We start from the raw sequence: 19,255 nt of genomic DNA on the forward strand, positions 1-19,255 counted from the left end.
GAATATTTGCTGTTATGATAACAATCTTGCGAAATTCTTACATAACGGCCTCATACGTATCAGGATGTGCCACTTTACAATGAGGGGGGGGATTATGGATGCCGGGAGTAAAGATCAAGGAAAATGAACCATTTGAACTCGCCCTGAAGAAGTTCAAGAAACAGTGCGAAAAGGCGGGGATTCTTTCGGAGGTTCGCAAACGCGAGCACTACGAGAAGCCAAGCATCAAACGGAAGAAAAAGGCGATCGCCGCACGTAAGCGCGCCCTCAAGAAACAGCGTAAGATGGTAGATTAGGACAAGACATGACACTCAAGGAACAACTTGATACAGCGATGAAACAAGCCATGAAGGCGCGGGATGACCTGCGCCTTTCGGCTGTTCGCATGGTCCGCTCCACGATCAAGAACCGCGAGATCGAGCAGCAGCGGGAGTTGGACGATCAGGGAGTCATTGAGGTCATCTCCTCCATGGTGAAACAACGCCGCGAGTCGATCCGGCTCTACGGCGAGGGCAACCGTCCCGATCTGGTGGCAAAGGAGGAAGCTGAGTTGGCGGTTCTGCTCGGCTTCCTTCCTGCCCAACTGACCGGCGACGAGATCGCCGAACTGGTGGCCAAGGTCATCGGGGAAACAGAAGCCCACGGCATCAAGGATATGGGCAGGGTCATGAAGGCCCTTACCCCCCTGACGGCGGGCCGGGCTGACGGGAAGACCGTCAGCGACACGGTCAGGCGGCTCCTCTCCTGATGTGCCTGCCGGTGGTTTCCGGTGATCGAAGTTCTGTATTCTGTTACACGGAAGGGGCTATCTTTTGATCGCCCCTTCCGTGTAACAATTGTCTGTGCAATGACGTCTGTACCAATCAGGAGTAATGTGACGCCCCCCATGAGCAACAACCACCGGGAGGACGCGCACAGGCCGATATCTCTGCCCGACAGCCGGCACATGGTTCCCCGATGAATGCTTTCAATATCATTATTCTAGCGGTTCTCCTCTTTTTTGCTCTCAAGGGACTGGCTCGCGGACTCGTCAACGAAGCGTCCTCCCTGGCCGGCCTGCTTCTGGGCGCCTGGCTGGCGTATCACTTCTATCCGGCCGTTTCACAGCCGATACGGGCCATCACGCATTTGCCGATGCAGATCTGCGCCTTTCTGGCCTTCATCCTGATCCTGCTGATAACGGGCATCATCGTCCACGTTGTCGGCAACATCGTCACCACCGCCCTGCGCCTCGTCATGCTGGGGGGCCTCAACCGGGTGGGAGGACTGTTGATCGGGACGGCCGAGGGGGTGCTGTTGCTCAGCCTGTTGTTCAGCACCGCCACAGCAGGCTTCATGCCGGAAAAGCTGAAAGCCAGGATCAAGAACACGGAATCGGCCAGCATGCTGGCGCAGACGGGCGATAAAATACTCTCACACTGGCGGAGCGGAGCCACCACACAACAATGATCCCCGAAGAAAAGGTGCGGGAGATTGCGGAACGCGTCTCCATACTTGAGGTTGTCTCGGATTACGTCCAACTGAGACGCGCCGGGGCGAATTATGTGGGGCTGTGTCCGTTTCACGGGGAAAAGACCCCATCGTTCAACGTCAACCCCGCCCGGGAGATCTTTCACTGTTTCGGCTGCGGCGAGGGGGGCAACGCCTTCTCCTTTGTCATGAAAATGGAGGGGGTCGGGTTCCCGGAAGCGGTCAAGCTCCTGGCCCGGAAGGCCGGGATCGAGATCGAGGAACGGCAGTTGACCCCGGCCGAACGGCACGCCCAGGACGAACGGCAGCAGTTCCAGCGGATCAACGAGCTTGCCGAAGAGTATTTCCGGACGGTGCTCCTCAAGGAGCCCGCGGGACAGGCTGCCAGGAATTATCTCAAGGATCGGGCCGTGGACGAGGCCCTGGCCGCCGATTACCGGCTCGGCTTTGCCCCGGACCGGTGGGACGGCTTGGCCAAACATCTCAAAACCCATGGCGCGGACCTGGAAACTGCCCAAAAACTGGGTATACTACGTAAAGGGGACAACGGCTGGCACGACCTGTTCCGCAATCGCCTGATCTTCCCGATCCGCGACCATAAGGGGCGCGTCATAGCCTTTGCCGGACGGGTGCTGGATACGTCGCTCCCCAAATACATCAACTCGCCGGAATCGCCGCTGTATCACAAAAGCGCAGTGATGTTCGGCCTGGACATGGCCTTGCCGGCCATCAGAACCGAGAACAGCGTCATCATCGTGGAGGGGTATTTCGATCACCTGGCCCTGTACCGGGCCGGGATACGCAATGTGGTCGCCACCTGCGGCACGGCGTTGACGACAATCCATGCGGGGCTGATCAAGCGCCACGCGGCAAGGGTCTACACCCTGTTCGACAGCGACGCCGCCGGCCTCAAGGCGACCTTTCGCTCCATGGAGTTGTTTCTCGACCAGCGCATGCCGGCCTACGTCATCACCCTGCCCAGCGGGGACGACCCGGACAGTTTTCTGGCCAAAAACCCTGTGGAGGCCTTCACGACCTGCCGGGACAAGGCGCGGCCCATATTCGATCACTTTGTCCGCTCCCTGCTGGTCCGCATCCCACCGGACAGCGTGGACAACAAGGTGCGGGTCATCGACGAGGTGATCCCCCGCTTCAAGAAGATCGCCGATCCGGTGGAGCGGGACCTGTACGAGAAGGAAATCTGCCGCCTGCTGGGCATCACGGTGCACGCCTTCCGCAAGCGCCAGGGAGGGATGCAGGTCACGGCACGGGATATGCCCGCCGGAAGCCAACCCCCGGCACATCAGGGGGACCGTTCCCAGGACACCCTGCTGGCCCTATTGATCAGGTATCCCGAGGCGCGGGGCGAAATCCGCGCATTCGGGGTGGATAACTTTTTCGAGGAACCGCACCGACAGGTGGCCGAAGCGGTACTCGTTTCGCTCGACAGCAACGATGATTCGAGTGATGTGCAGAACCTCCTGGATCGGCTGGAAGATCCCGACCAGAGGCGGATTCTCTCCCAGGTGCTCGTGAACGACGATCACCTGGCTGATATAGACTGGCGAACGGTCCTTGCCAACTACAAGCGCAACAAAGAGAAGCGTGCGCTCCACTCCATCCGCGACATCGCCGCACAACTGGCGGTCCTGGATCCGGACAGCGACGCATACCGAGCGCTCTTGCAGCAGGCCGACGCCTTGCGTACCAGAAAATCGAAGCTGTAGCCCACGGGCTGCATTTGAGGTGAAAAATGGCAAAGAAGAACATGGACGATGTGAAACAATTGATCGACCTCGGCAAGGAAAAGGGTTTCCTCACCTTCGACGAGGTCAATGACATACTCCCGCCCGATATCGCCACCGATCAGATCGATGACGTCATGGGCATGTTCGGGGATATGGATATCGAAATTGTTGACTCCGCCCAAAAAGTCAAGATCCCCAAGATGAAGATAGACCTTGAAGAGGACGAGGATGCCGAGGGGGAGGCCGAAGAGGTCGAGTTCGAGCCCGGCTCCATCGGCAGGACCAGCGACCCGGTGCGCATGTACCTGCGCGAGATGGGCTCGGTTTCCCTGCTCACCCGCGAGGGAGAGGTAGAGATCGCCAAGCGCATCGAGGACGGCGAGCGGGACGTGGCCGGCATCATCCTCAATACCCCCATCACCGTGCGCGAGGTCCTGCAACTGGGGGACAAACTGCGCAAATTCCAGATGAACGCCTCCGAGATCAGCAAGGAGGTCGAGGAAGAGGAGTTGGAGGAGGACGAGGAGGATGTGCAGAAGACGCGCATCCTTGCGGTCATCGATGAGATCGCTGCCCAGGACCAGCTTCTGACCGAACTGGCCGAGCAGTTGGGGGCGGCCAAGTCGGCGGCCAAGAAAAAAGAGTTCGAGAAAAAGGGGCGCGAAGCCAAGGAACGGCAGGCCGACCTGCTCAAGTCCCTGCGCCTGAAGGACCGCCACATCAACAAGATCGCCGAGCGCCTCAAGGAGCTCTCCATCAAGGTGGAGCGACTGGGGACGGAACTCATCGATCTGGAGACCATCATCCCGGCGGAGAAGCTGAGGGTGCTGGTTGACAAACTCCACCAGGAGGACGAGAAGGCCATCTCCGAGCTCAAAAAGCTCAAGCTGGGGGTCGAGGAGACCCAGAAGCTGGAAAAACGCCTGCGCAACGCGGCCCGCAAGTTGCAGAAGGTGGAGCAGGAGTCCGGTTTCAAGGCCAGCGACCTCTCCACCGCCCTGAAAGCCATCGAGCAGGGTGAGGCCAAGGCCCGGATCGCCAAGTCGGAACTGATCGAGGCCAACCTGCGCCTGGTGGTCTCCATTGCCAAGAAATACACCAACCGCGGCCTTCAGTTCCTGGACCTGATCCAGGAGGGGAATATCGGCCTGATGAAGGCGGTGGACAAGTTCGAATACCAGCGCGGCTACAAGTTCTCCACCTACGCCACTTGGTGGATTCGCCAGGCCATCACCCGCGCCATCGCGGACCAGGCCCGCACCATCCGTATCCCGGTCCACATGATCGAGACCATCAACAAACTGATCCGCACCAGCCGCCAATTGGTCCAGGAGAACGGCCGCGAGCCTTCCCCCGAGGAGATCGCCGAGCGGATGCAACTGCCCCTGGACAAGGTGCGCAAGGTGCTCAAAATCGCCAAGGAACCGATCTCCCTGGAGACCCCCATCGGCGAGGAAGAGGATTCCCACCTGGGGGATTTCATCGAGGACAAGGCCGTCATATCGCCTATCGAGGCGGTCATCAAGGCCAACCTTTCCGAGCAGACGGCCCGGGTGCTGTCAACCCTGACCCCCCGCGAGGAAAAGGTCCTGCGCATGCGCTTCGGCATCGGCGAGAAGAGCGACCACACCCTGGAGGAGGTCGGCCAGGATTTCGAGGTCACCCGCGAACGTATCCGCCAGATCGAGGCCAAGGCGTTGCGCAAGCTGCGCCACCCCAGCCGCAGCAAAAAACTCAAAAGCTTCGTGGAGTAACTGCCCATGCGTCGTTCAGCGATCACCTCCCTCGTCATCCCGGCGCTGGCCCTTTTCCTTCTGCTCGCCGGGGCGCTCTGCGCCCCGGCGGCGGAGCTTGACGACTCCAACCTCTTTGTCGAGGCCTTCAACGCCTACCAGAAGAAGGATTACCTCCTGGCCATCGACAAGGTCAAACAGCTTACCCTGGTCTTCCCCGATACCCCGCTCAAGGACGTTTCCCTGCTGCTCCTGGCCCGTTCCGGCCTGAAATCGGGCGACAATGCGCTGGCAGCCCGAACCGTCAACCAGTTCACCAGCGAATTTCCGGCTACCCCCTTGCGGTCGAGCATCGAAGACGACCTGCTCACCCTGGGGGCTCGCCTGCACAAGGGCGAAAAACTCACGGAGAACAGGGCGCTGCACATGGCCGCCGTAAAGGTGCGCAACGAGCAGCTCGCCATCGAGCGGGCCATCGCCGAACGGCAGGAACAGGAACGCCTGGCCCGGCTCAAGACCGAACAGGAACGCATCGCCCGGGAGAAGGCCGAACTGGAACGGAGGGAGCGGGAACGGATTGCGGCTGAAAAGGCCGCCAAGGAGACGATCCGCACCGCCACCGCCATCACTGTGGAGAAGAGCCGGATCGCCCAGGCGGGCCAGAACGGGACGCTCCCCTTCGAGATCGCCAACCGCACCGGCAACAGCGAGGAGTACCTCCTGGAGGTCAGCGCCCCCGCGGAATACGGTGCACAACTGTCGGCCGAGACGACGCCGGGCGCGGCGCCAGGCCGTGTGACCGTCGCGGCGGGGCAATCCTTCAAGGGCGCAATCTCGTTCCATATCCCCTCCGACCGGGTGGATGGCGAACGCAAGAGCGTGTCGCTCAAGGCGGTTTCCGCACGCTTCGACGATGTTGCTCTGACGAAGGAGACCCTGGTGACCATCACCGCGCCGCTGGTGCGTGTCGTCGCCCGACCGGCCAGCCAGAGCATCGTTCCGGGCGGACAGGTCCGCTACCGCATGACCGTGCTGAACATCGGGTCCCAAACGGCCCAGGAGTTGACCGGACGGCTGTTCCTGCCGCCCCAGTTCGAATTCCCGGACGCCGAGAACCCCCAGTTCCACCGGGAGGGGGCCGATGCCCTGTCGTTCAAGATCGATCCCCTGGAAACCGGCAAGATGTCGGAATACTACCTCAACCTGCGTGTGCGTGGCGACAGCGCCATCGGGCAGGAGGTGCGGTACCGGGTGGAGGTGTTCAACGGGCAACTGCAACGCAAGGAAACCTTCGCCTCCAGCGCCGCCGTGGTGCAGGGGAAATAATCGCATAACAACTACCATAACATGATACCAAACGACCTCCGGGGTGGCTTCCCCCCGGAGGTCGTTTGCGTTATGTCCACGGAACAATTGCGGGTTGTTGTCTTTTACCCGCAGACGAACCGGGCCTGGATCCGAATCACTCTACCCCGGCCCCTTGAAGGGACAATCGTCTTGAACGGAAATAACGTACCAGCATGGGCACGCCGAACATCGCGCCGAGGACGATCAGCATGGTCGTGTTCGGGTCCCGAAAGTACGAGTTCAGACGCAGCGTCGTGAGCGCGATGACGGCGAAATACAGCATGTCGCCAACGATGGCAAAGGCCCAGCCGGCAAGGAAGCCGTGACCGGCGGCGAGCGCCGAGGCCCGCCCGGTCATGGGATCGATGCCAAAGGCAATCATAACGAGCGTAACGGGACCTGCGCCGGTGCCGCCGAAATGTGCCGCACTCCGGGCCGTTGCGGCCGTTAAAGCTTTGCTGAGACGGGTTAATACGGGAATTTTTCCGCACACTGTTGCGAAAAGCCGAAGGATCGGTTCAAATGCAAGGGCCAGGACAACATCCGAGACCAGGTAGAGCAGGGTGGTGATGGGCCAGGCCAACCCTTTGGAACTGGCGAGCATGACACCGGCGGGGATGCCGCCACCGACGGGGAGGAGGAAGAGCTTCAGCACCGGCAGCATGGCGGGTGTGGACGTGGCGAGGCCGAAAATGTGTTCGGACAGTGGAAATGTGGTCATGGGAATCCTGTGTTACAAGACCACCAGGTTATCCCGGTGGATGATCACATCTCCGTAGTGATACCCCAGGATATCGTCGATCTCGCTACTCTTTTTCCCCACCAGCCGGGCCGTTTCGGCGCTGGAGTAATCCGACAGCCCCCGGGCGAACTCCACGCCGTCCGGACCGCAGATCCGCACGCACCCTCCCCGGTCGAAACGCCCCTCGACCCGCACCACGCCTGACGGCAGAAGGCTCTTGCCCCGCTTCAGCAGCACCTCCCGCGCCCCCTCGTCCACCATCACCCTGCCGGACGGTTTGAGGGTGTAGGCGATCCAGTGTTTGCGCCGGTTCAGCCCCACGGCGGCGGGAAGGAACAGGGTGCCCACCTCGTCGCCCCGCAGGGCCGCGGCAATGATCCCGTCGCGCTTGCCGTCCACCATGATGGTCGGGACGCCGTTCTTGCCGGCCTTCTTGGCCGCCGCCACCTTGGTGGCCATGCCGCCGGTGCCGACCGTGGAGTCGGCCCCCCCCGCCGCCCGTTCCACCTCACGGGTGATCCCCTTCACCAGGGGTATCAGCCGGGCTTCCGGGTCATGGTGGGGATCGGCGCTGTAGAACCCCTCGATATCGGTCAGGATCAGCAGCAGATGGGCCTCGGCCACGTTGGTGACCAGGGCCGACAGGTTGTCGTTGTCCCCGAACTTGATCTCGTCCACCACCACGGTGTCGTTCTCGTTGATCACCGGGATGATGCCGAAGCCCAGGAGGGCGTCCATGGTGGCGCGGGCATTGAGGAACCGCTGCCGGTTGACCAGATCCTCGCTGGTCAGAAGGATCTGGGCCGCCTTCAGGCCGTGGGGCTCCAGGGCCTCTTCGTAGGCCCGCATGAGGAGCGACTGGCCGATGGCCGCCGCCGCCTGTTTGTGGGGGATGGTCCGGGGTTTTTCCGTCAACCCCAGCTCGCTCCTGCCGGCGGCGATGGCGCCGGACGACACCACCACCACCTGCAGGTGCCGGGCATGCAAAGCGGCGAGATCGCGGCAGATCCGCCCGATGACCGCCAGATCCAGGGCACCGTCGGCATCGGTCAGCACCCGGCTGCCGATCTTGATCACCACCCGCTTCACGGATTTCAATATCTCTTTACGCATCATCAGTGTCCTGGACGCTTTAGTAATAAGAAGCCCCCTCCCTCCTTGTGGGGGAGGGTCGGGGTGGGGGGGAGGTTGCCATGCAACGGGCAAGATTGCAGCTTCACCCACCCCCTAACCCCCTCCCGTCAAGGGAGGGGGGACGTTTCGCTCAAAGATTTTCTCCGGGCCTCTGTGGCCCTGTGGCAAAACTGTCGTAGAGAGTCTATCCCTTATCCCGGTCCGCCCACAAGCGCCGGGCGATCTCGTCCAGAAGCGCCTCGACCCCCTCGCCAGTGGCGGATGAGATGGGGAACACCGTGATCTTCTGCCCTTCGAACCACGCCCTGATCTCGGCGAGCCGTTCCTGGGTCTGGGGGAGGTCAGTCTTGGTGATCACCACCACCTGCTCCTTGGCGGCCAGCTCGGGGCTGAAGAGGGCCAGTTCGCGGCAGACCGCCTGGTATTCGGCCAGGGGGTCCCGGTCCGGCATCCAGGAGATGTCCACCAGGTGCAGCAGGATGCCGGAGCGCTCCAGGTGCTTGAGGAAACGGTGCCCCAGGCCGGCACCGGCGTGGGCTCCCTCGATGATGCCCGGGATATCGGCCACCACGAAGGAACGGTAATTCTTGTATGCCACCACCCCCAGGCTGGGGACCATGGTGGTGAAGGGATAATCGGCGATCTTGGGGCGGGCGGCGGAGATCTTGCTGATGAGGGACGACTTGCCCGCATTGGGCAGCCCCAACAGCCCCACGTCGGCCATCAGCTTCAACTCCAGGCGCAGCTTACGCTCCTCCCCCTCCTCCCCCGGCTGGGAGAATTTGGGCGCCTTGTTGGTGGCGGTGGCAAAACGGGCGTTGCCCTGCCCTCCCCGCCCCCCTTTGAGCAGGATCACCTTTTGACCGTCCTCGGTCAGGTCGGCCAGCGGTTCGTCGGTCTCGGCATCCTTGACCACCGTGCCCACCGGCACCTTGATCACCAGGTCCTCCCCCCCGGCGCCGTGGCGGTTCTTGCCCATGCCGTTGTGCCCCTTTTCGGCCTTCTGGTGCGGCCGGTGGCGCAGTTCCAGCAGGGTCGAGAGGCCGGAGGTGGCCACGAAGATCACGTCCCCCCCCTTGCCGCCGTCGCCGCCGCTGGGGCCGCCGAACTCGATGAACTTCTCGTGGCGGAAGGCGACGCAGCCGGCGCCGCCATGCCCGGAGGCGGTGAACAGGGTTACTTCATCAATGAATTTCATAGGCTACTTTCCGTCCAGCCAAGCCTGAATGGCTTGGAGGCGCGCTCCCCAGGCATCGGTCAGGCGCTCGTTGAGAAATGCGGCGAACAGGCTGTCGAAGAGCTGGACGCCCTGCTCCAGCAGGAACATGCGCTCGTAGAAGACCGCCTCCCGCTCGCTCATCTGATCCACGGTGGCGTCCTTCTCGATACGGACCTGGGGGCATTTGAGGGAGGCGAAACCGAAGGTCTCCCCCTTGAGGGTCAATTTCCAGGGATTTTCGTCCTTTTCCATGCAGATGGTGGCACTGGTGATCCGCTTGCCCCCCTTGAGGGCCGAGATGGCCTCCAGATAGCTGTCCTGGGAACCGGAGACGGAGACCTTCTGGATGCTCCCCTCCTCGCTCCCGCCCTGAAACTGGATACGGTCGTCGATCCAGGCGGAAAAACGCTCGCCGGTGCCGAGATGGCCCGGACGGCTGACGGAGAAATCCCCCTCCCCGTTCACCCCCCGCTGGAGGAGCCAGAGAAGGAAATCCCACCCCAGCCACTGGTTGTCCCGGATCTGGGCCGCCACCGCGTCCGATCCGGCCAGGTTGGCGGCCTCCAGCTTGTCCAGCATCGGCCCCTCCACCAGCATCCGGGCCCGGGCAAAGGGGTGGACGATCACCGGGCTGAACCCATCGAAGGTCTTGCGGAAGATCTCCTCGAAGCGCTCCAGGACCTTGGTCCCCAGGCTGAACAGGGTCAGCACGCCGCTCCTCTGGTCCCAGACCACGTCCACGCTGGAGGGAACCGGCAGGGATTTGGTCAACAGGCGCAACTGCACCAGTTCCTTGATCTCCTCCCGCTTTTTCTTGGGCGCGCGGCGCAGGTTGGGGTGCTGGGCCAGGAAAGCCCCCTCCTCCCGGCCGGCGTGGGATTTGAGCAGGGCGGCCGGCACCTTGCGCTGGTCCCGGCGCAGGGAGAAGACCACGTAGTTGTCGCGCCAGAAATCGGACGGCACCTCGAAGTCGGCGTTATCGGGATGGTCCACCAGGGTCCACCCTTCGGAGGATTCTTCGGCGGAGTTTTCGATGGACTGGAACCCGCGGGCCGACAGTTTTTCGGAAAACCACTGGAACTGGTCGTTCTTCGGCAGGTCGCCGGTTATGGTGTACTGGGTGATGCTGACGGTGTTGGCGTAAACTCCCATGATTCGGGTGCATCCTTTCGTATCTGAAATAGTCGGTTAGTATGACATATTTTCATGGGTTGCGCCACGATTATGGGACCTATGGGACTAATGGGACGTATAAGTCCTATGGGACCTATAGGTCCCGTCTCCCTACCTCCCCAGGAGCCTGCCGTACTCGGCGGCATCCAGCGCCGTGCGCCAGTGGCCGGTCACTTTGCCCGCCAGGGTCCCCCCCCAGAAGAAGAGCACCACCAAAACGGCAAAGACGATGCCGGGGATGACGAACCGGCCGACGACGCGCATGGAGAGCGCGCCCTCCGCCCGACAGTGGCTGACGCAGCGCCAGCAGCCGATGCACTCGGGGGAATTGACGCTCTGCTTGTGCATGACGTCGATATAGGTGGGGCAGACCTGGTTGCAGACCCCGCAGGAGACGCAGCGGCCACCGTCGCGGGTGACCCGTACCGGCGAGAGCAGGGCCGCGAGCCCCAGCAGCGCGCCGTAGGGACAGAGGTAGCGGCAGAAGGGGTTGCGCAGGATAAGGGAGGCCGCCACCAGCACCAGGATGATCACCAGGGCCGTGGGGGAGATATTGAGGAAGAAGTCCAGGAGCCGCACGTCGGCAACCTTGTGGTAGTCGGAGAAGATGAAGTCGCGTAGCGCCTCGGCCGGCATGGCGATGGCGATGGAGTAGATGAAGAAGGTCATCAGCAGGTATTTCAGGCCGCGCAGGGTTACGTCCAGCCAGCGGGGGAGACGGAGGTTGCGTTTGAGTCCCTTGAACCCGCCCTTCCAGGAGCATTCCGAGATGGTGGCCACCGGGCAGACCCACGAGCAGAAGGAGCGTCGCAGCAGCAGCGATACGCCGAGTATGGTCAGGAAGATCACCACCGCCGCCGGGTGGACCGGGTTGATGCCCAGCCCCTTGAGCCAGCCGGCCAGGCCCAGCAGCCCGGAGATGGGGAGAAACCCCTCGACGCCGTCGGGACGCACGGGGGCGGAAGTGCCGCCGACGCGGAGATACTGGACGAACTGGTAGAACCTGAGCCCCAGCCAGAGCATGAAGGCGAGAAAGCAGAATTGGATCAGGATGCGCAGCGGCTGGACGTAACGAGCGGACATGGGGACTCCCGGGATGAAATGAGAAGGGCGGGCCTGCGGCCCGCCCTCTCCGTTGTTATTGGTCGATCTTTACGGCAACGTAGTAAAGCGCGCCATCGGGGCGCTTCAGGAGCAGGCGGGCCACGTCGCCCTTTTTCAGCTTGGCGACCGCGGCGTTGTATTTCTCCTGGGTGTCCGGCCCCTGGCCGTTCACCTCGATGATCATGTCGCCAGCGGCGATCCCCGCCTCCTCGGCGGACGAGCCGGGCTTCACCTCGCTGACGATCAGCCCCTTGGTGTCCCTGATTCCCAGGCGGGAGGCCAACTCCTTGGTCAGTTCCTGCACCACGATGCCGATGGAGGCGCTCTCGGTGGTGCCAGCGGCAGCGGCCTGGGCCTCGCCATCCTTCAGCCGGGCGATGGTCACCCCTACCACCTGCTTCTTGCCGTCGCGGAAGATCACCAGCTTGACCTTCTTGTCGATGGGGGTGACCGCCACGTAGCGGGGCAGTTCATTCCCCTCGGTGATCGGTTTGCCGTCGTACTCCAGGATGATGTCGCCCGCCTTGAGTCCGGCCTTATCGGCCGGGGTGTCCTTCTCCACGCTGGCGATCAGGGCCCCCTTGTCCGAATCCAGGCCGAAGGATTTGGCCAGGTCGGCGGTCAGCGGCTGGAAGCGGACCCCCAGGTAGCCCCTGGTGACCCTGCCCTTGTCCCGGAGTTGGGCCACGATGTCCTTTGCCATATTGATGGGGATGGCAAACCCTATCCCCTGGCCGCCGGCGATGATGGCGGTATTGATGCCGATCACTCGGCCGTTGGCATCGAAGAGCGGCCCGCCGGAGTTGCCGGGGTTGATGGAGGCGTCGGTCTGGATGTAGTCGTCATACGGTCCGCTGCCGATCACCCGCCCCTTGGCGCTGACGATCCCGGCCGTGACGGTCTGGGCCAGGCCGAAGGGGTTGCCGATGGCCATGACCCACTCCCCGACCTCCAGGTTGTCGCTGTCCCCCAGTTCGGCGACCGGCAACTTTTCCTTCTCGCTGATCTTGATCAGCGCCAGGTCGAGTTTTTCGTCGCTCCCCTTAAGCTCCCCCTTGATCTCCCGGCCGTCGGAAAGCTTGACCATCACCTCGTCGGCGCCGCTCACCACGTGGTTATTGGTCAGGATGTACCCTTCGGCGCTGATGATGAAACCGGTGCCCAGGGCCTGCTCACGGCGCGGCCGCTGTTGCGGTGCCTCGTCGAAATAGCGGCCGAAGAAATCGTCGAAGAAATTGCCGAAGGGTGGTTGCTGAAGCTGGGGGTGTCGGGCGCGTTGCCGCGGCTTGATGTTTTTGGTGGTCCGTATATTGACGACGGTAGGTTTGAGCCGTTTCGCCAAGGCGACGAAGTCGGGACTGATCGGTTTGGCGATGGACATGACCGGGATTGCCAGGGTGGCAATCAGACCGGCGACCAGAAGACGGACCGTGGACACGAATGGTGTGGACATGTTCTGACCTCCCAGATTTTGTAACCGACAAGGGCGGATCGCATTACCAGCCACGACGCCGCCCTTGATCCGTTTTCTGGAAAAATAATCCATCAACCGGCAAAAATCAAGCCCCCCGCTACCCCTCCCGCAGGATATACCCCTGCCCGCGGACGGTGTGGATCAGTTTGCCGGGATAATCCTTGTCGATCTTCTTGCGCAGGTAGTTGACATACACGTCGATGATGTTGGTAAAGCTGTCGAAGGCGTAGTCCCACACATGCTCGGCGATCATGGCCCGGGAGAGGACGGCGTTGGGATTGCGCATCAGGTACTCCAGGAGGCCATACTCCTTGGACGTCAGGTCGATCTCCTTAACGCCGCGCCACACCTTGTGGCTGACCGGATCGAGCCGCAGGTCGGCGAAACGGATTTCGGCGCCCCGGTCCTGCTCGCCTCGCCGCAGGAGCGCACGGACGCGGGCCAGCAATTCGGCAAAGGCGAACGGCTTGGTAAGATAGTCGTCGGAACCGGCGTCCAGTCCGGACACGATATCCTCCATATTGTCGCGGGCGGTCAACATCAGCACCGGCACGCGGTTTCCCGCTTCCCGCAACTCCCTGACCACCGTCATGCCGTCCTTTTTGGGCAGCATCATATCCATGATGACCAGGTTGTAGTCGCCGTCCCGGGCCTGCCTGAAGCCATCGAGGCCGTCGTAGGCCACCGCGACCTTGTAGTTGTCGTCCTCGAGACCGCGCTTGATGAAGCTGGCGACCTTCTTTTCGTCTTCAACCACGAGAATGTTCATGTGTACCTCCCTCATAATATCGACCCGGTACATCTATGTGAAAAACGCTCGGGAAACCGCTTCAATAGACGGGCGGTTCATCCCGGCGCCGCATGATCTCCGATGCCGATTCCTCCACCGATTTGTTGGTCACATCGATGGTCAGCCATTCCGGGTGCTGCCGGTACAGTTTTTTGCAGAACGCGACCTCGTCCTCCACCTGCTGATAATCGGCATAGCTCCCGCGGGGGCTCTGCCGCATGTTGAGCAGACGCGAGGTGCGGATCTCCACCAGGCGCCGGGTATCGATGATCAACCCCACGACCTTGGCCGGGTCGATCTGGAACAGCTCCTCGGGGGGTTCGATCCCCTTTACCAGCGGCACGTTGGCCACCTTATACCCCTTGTGAGCCAGATACATGGAGAGGGGGGTCTTGGACGACCGGGACACCCCCACCAGGACCAGATCGGCCTTGTACAGGTGCCGGGTCTCCTGGCCGTCGTCGTGCTTGACCGTGAAATCCACCGCCTCGATCCGTTTGTGGTAGTCGGTGTCGATGCGGTGCAGCAGTCCGGGAATCTCCCGCGACGGGGCTCCCAGATAGCGCGACAGGTTGTAGATCAGACTGCTCAGCAGGTCCACCGCGATGAGGCCCTGCTCCTCGGCGACCCGTTCGACCGCCTCGGAGAGGTGCGGGTCCACGAGGGTATAGACCAGCATCCCCGGTTCGCGCACCACCACGGCAAGGGCCTGTTGCAGGTCGTTCTGGGAACGGACCTGGAACACACGGTTGACCTTGACGTCCTCTTCGTAGAATTGAGAAAGAGCCGCCTTGATCACCCGTTCGGCGGTCTCGCCGGTTGAGTCGGAAAAGACGTAGATCGTTTTCATTATCTCGCCGCAACCTTGCCAGTCTCATTAGTTTAAAGACGATTTTTCTAATTAAATATCGCCAGCACAGTAATATGTCAAGAGTTTTCGTTTACGGGAAAAATCTTATTAACGCTTTACATATCGGGGTGATTGATTATATTTTGTTTAATTGCGGTGCATGGCCGCCGGATGGCCCGCACCCTGTTTTTTCCGGGCAGGTTCGGGGCGGCCGTAGGAAAGAGGGAATTGGGGTTTTGCATGGGAATGGCCGAGGATTTCGCAACACTCGAACAGGCGCTGGCCGATCTGGTCCTGCGCTATGAACAGTATTTCTCCGGCCTGGAAAAACGGGAGCCGCTCCCCCTGCGTGGCGAGGTGGAGAGGACGGTGCGGCGCTATATCGGCACGCCCATCAACAACACCATGCTCAAACATAAATTCGCCACCCTGGTCGCCCGCTTCAACACCTATCGGGAACATTGGAACCGTATCCTCCGGCTCATGGAAGAGGGGAAGTATTCCCGCGACCGCTTCATCAGCGACCTGCATCAGAGGCAGCGCGGCGGCGCTTCACCGGCAAAGGCGGAGCCCGACCGGCCAACGCCTGCCGGGCCGGACAATCAGGTGGAGCGGGTCTACCGGGAATACTGCGAAGCCCGCAAAAGCTGCAACCTGCCGACGGACGGCATCAGCCGCGACCAGATCCGGGCGGCCATCGAGAAACAAAAACCGGCCCTCAAGGGGAAGCTGGGGACCGACGACCTGGCATTCCGGGTGGTGGTAGAAGACGGCAAACCCAAGATCAAGGCCGGCCTGAAAAAATGACCCGGTAGACCGACGCGCCGGAATCAGGACACCTGCACGACGGCACGGCGTAACCTCTCCGGTGAAAGAGCTTCCAAACGAGCCGACGAAAGCATGACCAAAGCAAGGCGCCGTGCATGATGGTACCCCCATGACCTCTCCGACAACAATCTCCCTGCCGCCCCAATTAGTGGATTGCCTGGCTGCCCTGCGCAGGGGCGACCGGCGTATCGTTCTGCCCGGCCTGAAGGGCTCCGCCGCCGCCTATGTGGTTGCCGGCCTGCTCGGTTCGTCCCCTAAGGGGCTCCTGGTCATCACCGCCGACCAGGAGGCCGCCGACGAGTTCTGCCGGGAACTGGCCTTTTTCGGCAGCGACGTCCCCCCCCTCTCCTTCCCGGCCTGGGACAGCGCCCCCTTTGCGGCGGCCTCCCCCCACCCCGACATCTCGGGCGCACGGCTCGACGCCCTCTCCCGCATGCACGGCAATCAGGCCCGGGCGGTGGTGCTGCCGGTGGCGGCGGCCCTGCAAAAGGTCCTGCCCCGGACCGTCTTCAACCAGGTCGCCTGCTACCTGGTGGCCGGCGAGGAGTTCGACCGGGACGAGCTTTTGGGCAAACTGGTCAGGCTCGGCTACTCCAGCGTCCCCCTGGTGGACGACCGCGGCACCTTTGCCGTCCGGGGCGGCATTCTGGACATCTTTCCCCCCAACTTCAGCACGCCGGTCAGGATCGAGTTCTTCGGCGACACGGTGGAGACCATGCGCGCCTTCGATCCCCTGACCCAGCGCTCGCTCCAGCCGGTGGAGGAACTGGTGCTGCTCCCGTCCCGGGAACTGCTCCTCACCGACGAGGTCCTGGACGATATCTCTCCCCGGCTGAAGCAGTGCTGCGACGACCTGGACATCCCGGCCGACCGGCGGCGCCTGATCCTGGAGGATCTGCGCAACGCCGTCTACTTCCAGGGCATCGAGTACCTCCAGCCGCTCCTGCACCCCGGTCTGGAGACCGTCTTCGACTATGCGCCGGCCGCGCCGGTGGTCCTGCTCGACCCCGAGGCGATCCGCGAGGCCGCGGCCCGCTTCGCCGACGAGATCGCCGCGGGCGAGGACAAGGCCCGCGCCGGCCGCCTGCCCCATTCGCCGCCGGAAGAGCTGTACCTGGACGCCGGGCAGCTTGAAGGCATCCTGGCCGGCAAAAGCCGCCTGGAGCTTTCCGGACTGGCGCTGGACGGCGGGGGAGAGGCCACGACCATCGCCATCCCCTGCGAGGACAACGCCGGCCTGCGGGTCTCCGTCTCCAAGGAGACCACCCACGCCCTGGCCCCCCTCTCCCAGACCCTGCGGGGGTGGCTCGACCAGGACTTCCGCGTCCTGGTCGCCTGCCACCAGCGCCCCCAGGCGGAACGGCTCAAAGAGTTGCTGGCCCCCTACGCCATCCCCTGCGTTATCAGCGAGGCGACCTTCTCCGAAACCATCTCCGGGGCCCCCGCAGGCGTGACCATGGTCCTGGGGGAGGTCTCCCGCGGCTTCCGTCTCCCCTCCTCCCGCCTGGCCCTGGTGGCCGAGGAGGAGCTGTTCGGCAAGCGGGTCAAGCGGCGGGGCATCTCCGAGGTGCGCAAGAAACAGATCCTGGCCTCCCTGGCCGAGCTCAAGCCGGGCGACTACATGGTGCACGTGGACCACGGCATCGGCCTGTACCGGGGGCTTCAGCACGTCAATATCGCCGGTATCGGCGGCGACTTCCTGCTCCTGGAGTACGCCGGCGGCGACAAACTCTACCTCCCCATGGACCGCCTGGGGCTGGTGCAGCGCTATGTGGGCCCCGAGGGGAGCCAACCCGCCCTGGACAAGCTGGGGGGGAGTTCGTGGGAAAAGACCAAGGGCAAGGCCAAGAAGGACATCGAGGAGTTGGCCGGCGAACTGCTGGAGATCTATGCCAAGCGCCAGATCTGCGAGGGGTTCTCCTTTTCGCCCCCGGACGAGATGTACCGGGAGTTCGAGGCCGCCTTTGCCTGGGATGAGACCCCCGACCAGCTCTCCGCCATCCAGGACGTGCTGGCCGACATGCAGCGCTCCCGTCCCATGGACCGCCTGGTGTGCGGCGACGTGGGGTACGGCAAGACGGAGGTGGCCCTGCGGGGCGCCTTCAAGGCGGCCCTGGACGGCAAGCAGGTGGGCATCCTGGTGCCGACCACCATCCTGGCCCAACAACACTACGAGACCTTCCACGAACGGCTCAAGGAGTACCCGGTCACGGTTGAGGTCATCTCCCGCTTCCGCACCCCCAAGGAGCAGAAGGAACTCCTGGAGCGCCTCAAGAAGGGGGACATCGACATCATCATCGGCACCCACCGCCTGTTGCAGAAGGATGTGGCCTTCAAGGACCTGGGGCTTTTGATCATCGACGAGGAACAGCGTTTCGGCGTCAAGGACAAGGAGCGGCTCAAGGCCTTCCGGGCCGTGGTGGACGTCATGACCCTGACCGCCACCCCGATCCCCCGCACCCTGTACATGTCCATGATGGGCATCCGCGACCTGTCCATCATCGACACCCCGCCGGTGGACCGCCTGGCCGTCAAGACCTTCGTGGCCCGCTTCTCCGAGGAGCTGGTCCGGGAAGCGGTCATGCGCGAACTGCGCCGGGGAGGCCAGGTCTTTTTCGTCCACAACCGGGTCCAGACCATCGCCAAGCGCCTGGAACAGCTCAGCGCCATCGTGCCCGAGGCCAGGATCGCCGTGGGACACGGCCAGATGAACGAGCACGATCTGGAGAAGGTCATGCTCGGTTTCATGCACGGGGAAACCAACGTGCTCCTCTGCACCACCATCATCGAATCGGGCCTGGATATCCCCAACGCCAACACCCTGATCATCGACCACGCCGACAAGTTCGGCCTGTCCCAGCTCTACCAACTGCGCGGCCGGGTGGGGCGCTCGACCCAGCGCGGCTACGCCTATCTGCTCGTGCCGGGCGAAGGCTCCATCAGCGGCGATGCCCGGGAACGCCTGCGCATCCTCCAGGATATCTCCGAACTGGGGGCCGGCTTCCGCATCGCCACTCACGACATGGAGATCCGCGGGGCGGGCGACATGCTGGGGAGCCGCCAGTCCGGCACCGTGGTGGAGATCGGCTTCGAACTGTACAACCAGATGCTGGAGGAGACCATCTGCCGCCTGCGGGGCGAGGAGATGACCGAACGGGTCGAGCCGGAGATTAACCTCAAGGTGCCGGCCTTCATCCCCGAGGCGTACATCAAGGAGACCGGCCAACGCCTGGTGATCTACAAGAAACTGACCCAGGCGGAGAACGAGGAGGACGTGCTGGACGTGCAGAACGAGGTCAGCGACCGCTTCGGCGCCTACCCCCTGGCCACCGCCTACCTGTTCGAGATCATGAAACTGCGGGTCCTTTTGAAACGCCTGCTGGTGCGACAGATCGACTACGACGGCAAGAACATCGTCGTCTCCTTCCACCCCCGCACCCCGGCCCCGCCGGACATCATCATCGCCATGATGCGCAACGAGCCGAAGAAGTACCAGTTCACCCCCGACTATCGTCTGGTGGCGGCCATCAAGGGCAGCGCCTTCGAGGACATCCTGGACGCGGCCCGCAAGCTGCTGCTGCGCCTGCTGCCGCCCGCTTCCGCTCCTTAACGAAAAATAATGACGCCCCGTGTTGAATTATCG

General features: G+C 62.7%; 16 protein-coding genes. 8 read left to right on the forward strand and 8 right to left on the reverse strand.

Going from position 1 to position 19,255, the window contains the following annotated elements:
- Nucleotides 1–98 precede the first annotated feature (98 nt).
- The 6 genes from rpsU to bamD all read left to right on the forward strand — a co-directional run bounded on the left by rpsU (nt 99) and on the right by bamD (nt 6,277).
- Complete coding sequence (rpsU, locus tag ET418_RS14420) at nt 99–296, forward strand: 30S ribosomal protein S21 (RefSeq protein ID WP_149209338.1); 198 nt, start codon at nt 99–101, stop codon at nt 294–296.
- Between the two features lie 8 nt (nt 297–304).
- Nucleotides 305–748 carry a GatB/YqeY domain-containing protein gene (locus ET418_RS14425; protein ID WP_149308720.1) on the forward strand — a complete coding sequence of 148 codons (444 nt, stop codon included), beginning with the start codon at nt 305–307 and terminating at the stop codon, nt 746–748.
- Nucleotides 749–957: 209 nt separating this feature from the next.
- Complete coding sequence (locus tag ET418_RS14430) at nt 958–1,449, forward strand: CvpA family protein (RefSeq protein ID WP_149308722.1); 492 nt, start codon at nt 958–960, stop codon at nt 1,447–1,449.
- Nucleotides 1,446–3,197, forward strand: a complete 1,752-nt coding sequence (gene dnaG, locus ET418_RS14435; protein ID WP_149308724.1) for a DNA primase — start codon at nt 1,446–1,448, stop codon at nt 3,195–3,197. Before ET418_RS14430 ends, dnaG begins: the two co-directional genes overlap by 4 nt.
- Before the next feature lie 26 nt (nt 3,198–3,223).
- Complete coding sequence (rpoD, locus tag ET418_RS14440) at nt 3,224–4,972, forward strand: RNA polymerase sigma factor RpoD (RefSeq protein WP_149308726.1); 1,749 nt, start codon at nt 3,224–3,226, stop codon at nt 4,970–4,972.
- A gap of 6 nt (nt 4,973–4,978) precedes the next feature.
- Nucleotides 4,979–6,277: an outer membrane protein assembly factor BamD gene (gene bamD / locus ET418_RS14445; protein WP_149308728.1), complete on the forward strand. Its 1,299-nt coding sequence runs from the start codon at nt 4,979–4,981 to the stop codon at nt 6,275–6,277.
- 136 nt (nt 6,278–6,413) lie between these two features.
- Here the strand turns inward: bamD and ET418_RS14450 are convergent, their stop codons facing one another.
- The 8 genes from ET418_RS14450 to ET418_RS14485 form a co-directional block, all read right to left on the reverse strand.
- Nucleotides 6,414–7,019, reverse strand: a complete 606-nt coding sequence (locus tag ET418_RS14450; RefSeq protein ID WP_218043400.1) for a hypothetical protein — start codon at nt 7,017–7,019, stop codon at nt 6,414–6,416.
- 12 nt (nt 7,020–7,031) lie between these two features.
- Nucleotides 7,032–8,153 (reverse strand): glutamate 5-kinase, encoded by a 1,122-nt coding sequence (gene proB / locus ET418_RS14455; protein WP_149308730.1) that lies wholly within the window; start codon nt 8,151–8,153, stop codon nt 7,032–7,034.
- A gap of 205 nt (nt 8,154–8,358) precedes the next feature.
- Nucleotides 8,359–9,372: a GTPase ObgE gene (obgE, locus tag ET418_RS14460; protein ID WP_149308732.1), complete on the reverse strand. Its 1,014-nt coding sequence runs from the start codon at nt 9,370–9,372 to the stop codon at nt 8,359–8,361.
- 3 nt (nt 9,373–9,375) lie between these two features.
- The gene (gene rdgC, locus ET418_RS14465) at nt 9,376–10,545 is read right to left on the reverse strand and encodes a recombination-associated protein RdgC (RefSeq protein ID WP_149308734.1); all 1,170 of its coding nucleotides are present in this window, start codon (nt 10,543–10,545) and stop codon (nt 9,376–9,378) included.
- 132 nt (nt 10,546–10,677) lie between these two features.
- A complete protein-coding gene (locus ET418_RS14470; protein WP_149308736.1) occupies nt 10,678–11,649 on the reverse strand; it encodes a 4Fe-4S binding protein in 972 nt (323 codons plus the stop codon).
- Between the two features lie 55 nt (nt 11,650–11,704).
- Nucleotides 11,705–13,123 (reverse strand): DegQ family serine endoprotease, encoded by a 1,419-nt coding sequence (locus ET418_RS14475; protein ID WP_149308738.1) that lies wholly within the window; start codon nt 13,121–13,123, stop codon nt 11,705–11,707.
- Nucleotides 13,124–13,241: 118 nt separating this feature from the next.
- Nucleotides 13,242–13,913 carry a response regulator gene (locus ET418_RS14480; RefSeq protein WP_149308740.1) on the reverse strand — a complete coding sequence of 224 codons (672 nt, stop codon included), beginning with the start codon at nt 13,911–13,913 and terminating at the stop codon, nt 13,242–13,244.
- A gap of 61 nt (nt 13,914–13,974) precedes the next feature.
- Nucleotides 13,975–14,784, reverse strand: a complete 810-nt coding sequence (locus ET418_RS14485) for a pyruvate, water dikinase regulatory protein (protein WP_149308742.1) — start codon at nt 14,782–14,784, stop codon at nt 13,975–13,977.
- Between the two features lie 240 nt (nt 14,785–15,024).
- On the opposite strand from ET418_RS14485, the gene ET418_RS14490 reads away from it, so the two are divergent.
- Together ET418_RS14490 and mfd are read left to right on the forward strand one after the other, a co-directional pair.
- Nucleotides 15,025–15,591, forward strand: coding sequence for an MXAN_5187 C-terminal domain-containing protein (locus tag ET418_RS14490; protein WP_149308744.1), 567 nt, complete (start codon nt 15,025–15,027; stop codon nt 15,589–15,591).
- 130 nt (nt 15,592–15,721) lie between these two features.
- On the forward strand, nt 15,722–19,222 hold the full coding sequence (mfd, locus tag ET418_RS14495) for a transcription-repair coupling factor (RefSeq protein ID WP_149308746.1): 3,501 nt from the start codon (nt 15,722–15,724) through the stop codon (nt 19,220–19,222).
- The last annotated feature ends 33 nt before the right edge of the window (nt 19,223–19,255 follow it).

The sequence above is a fragment of the Oryzomonas rubra genome (assembly GCF_008369015.1).
Lineage (GTDB): Bacteria > Desulfobacterota > Desulfuromonadia > Geobacterales > Pseudopelobacteraceae > Oryzomonas > Oryzomonas japonica.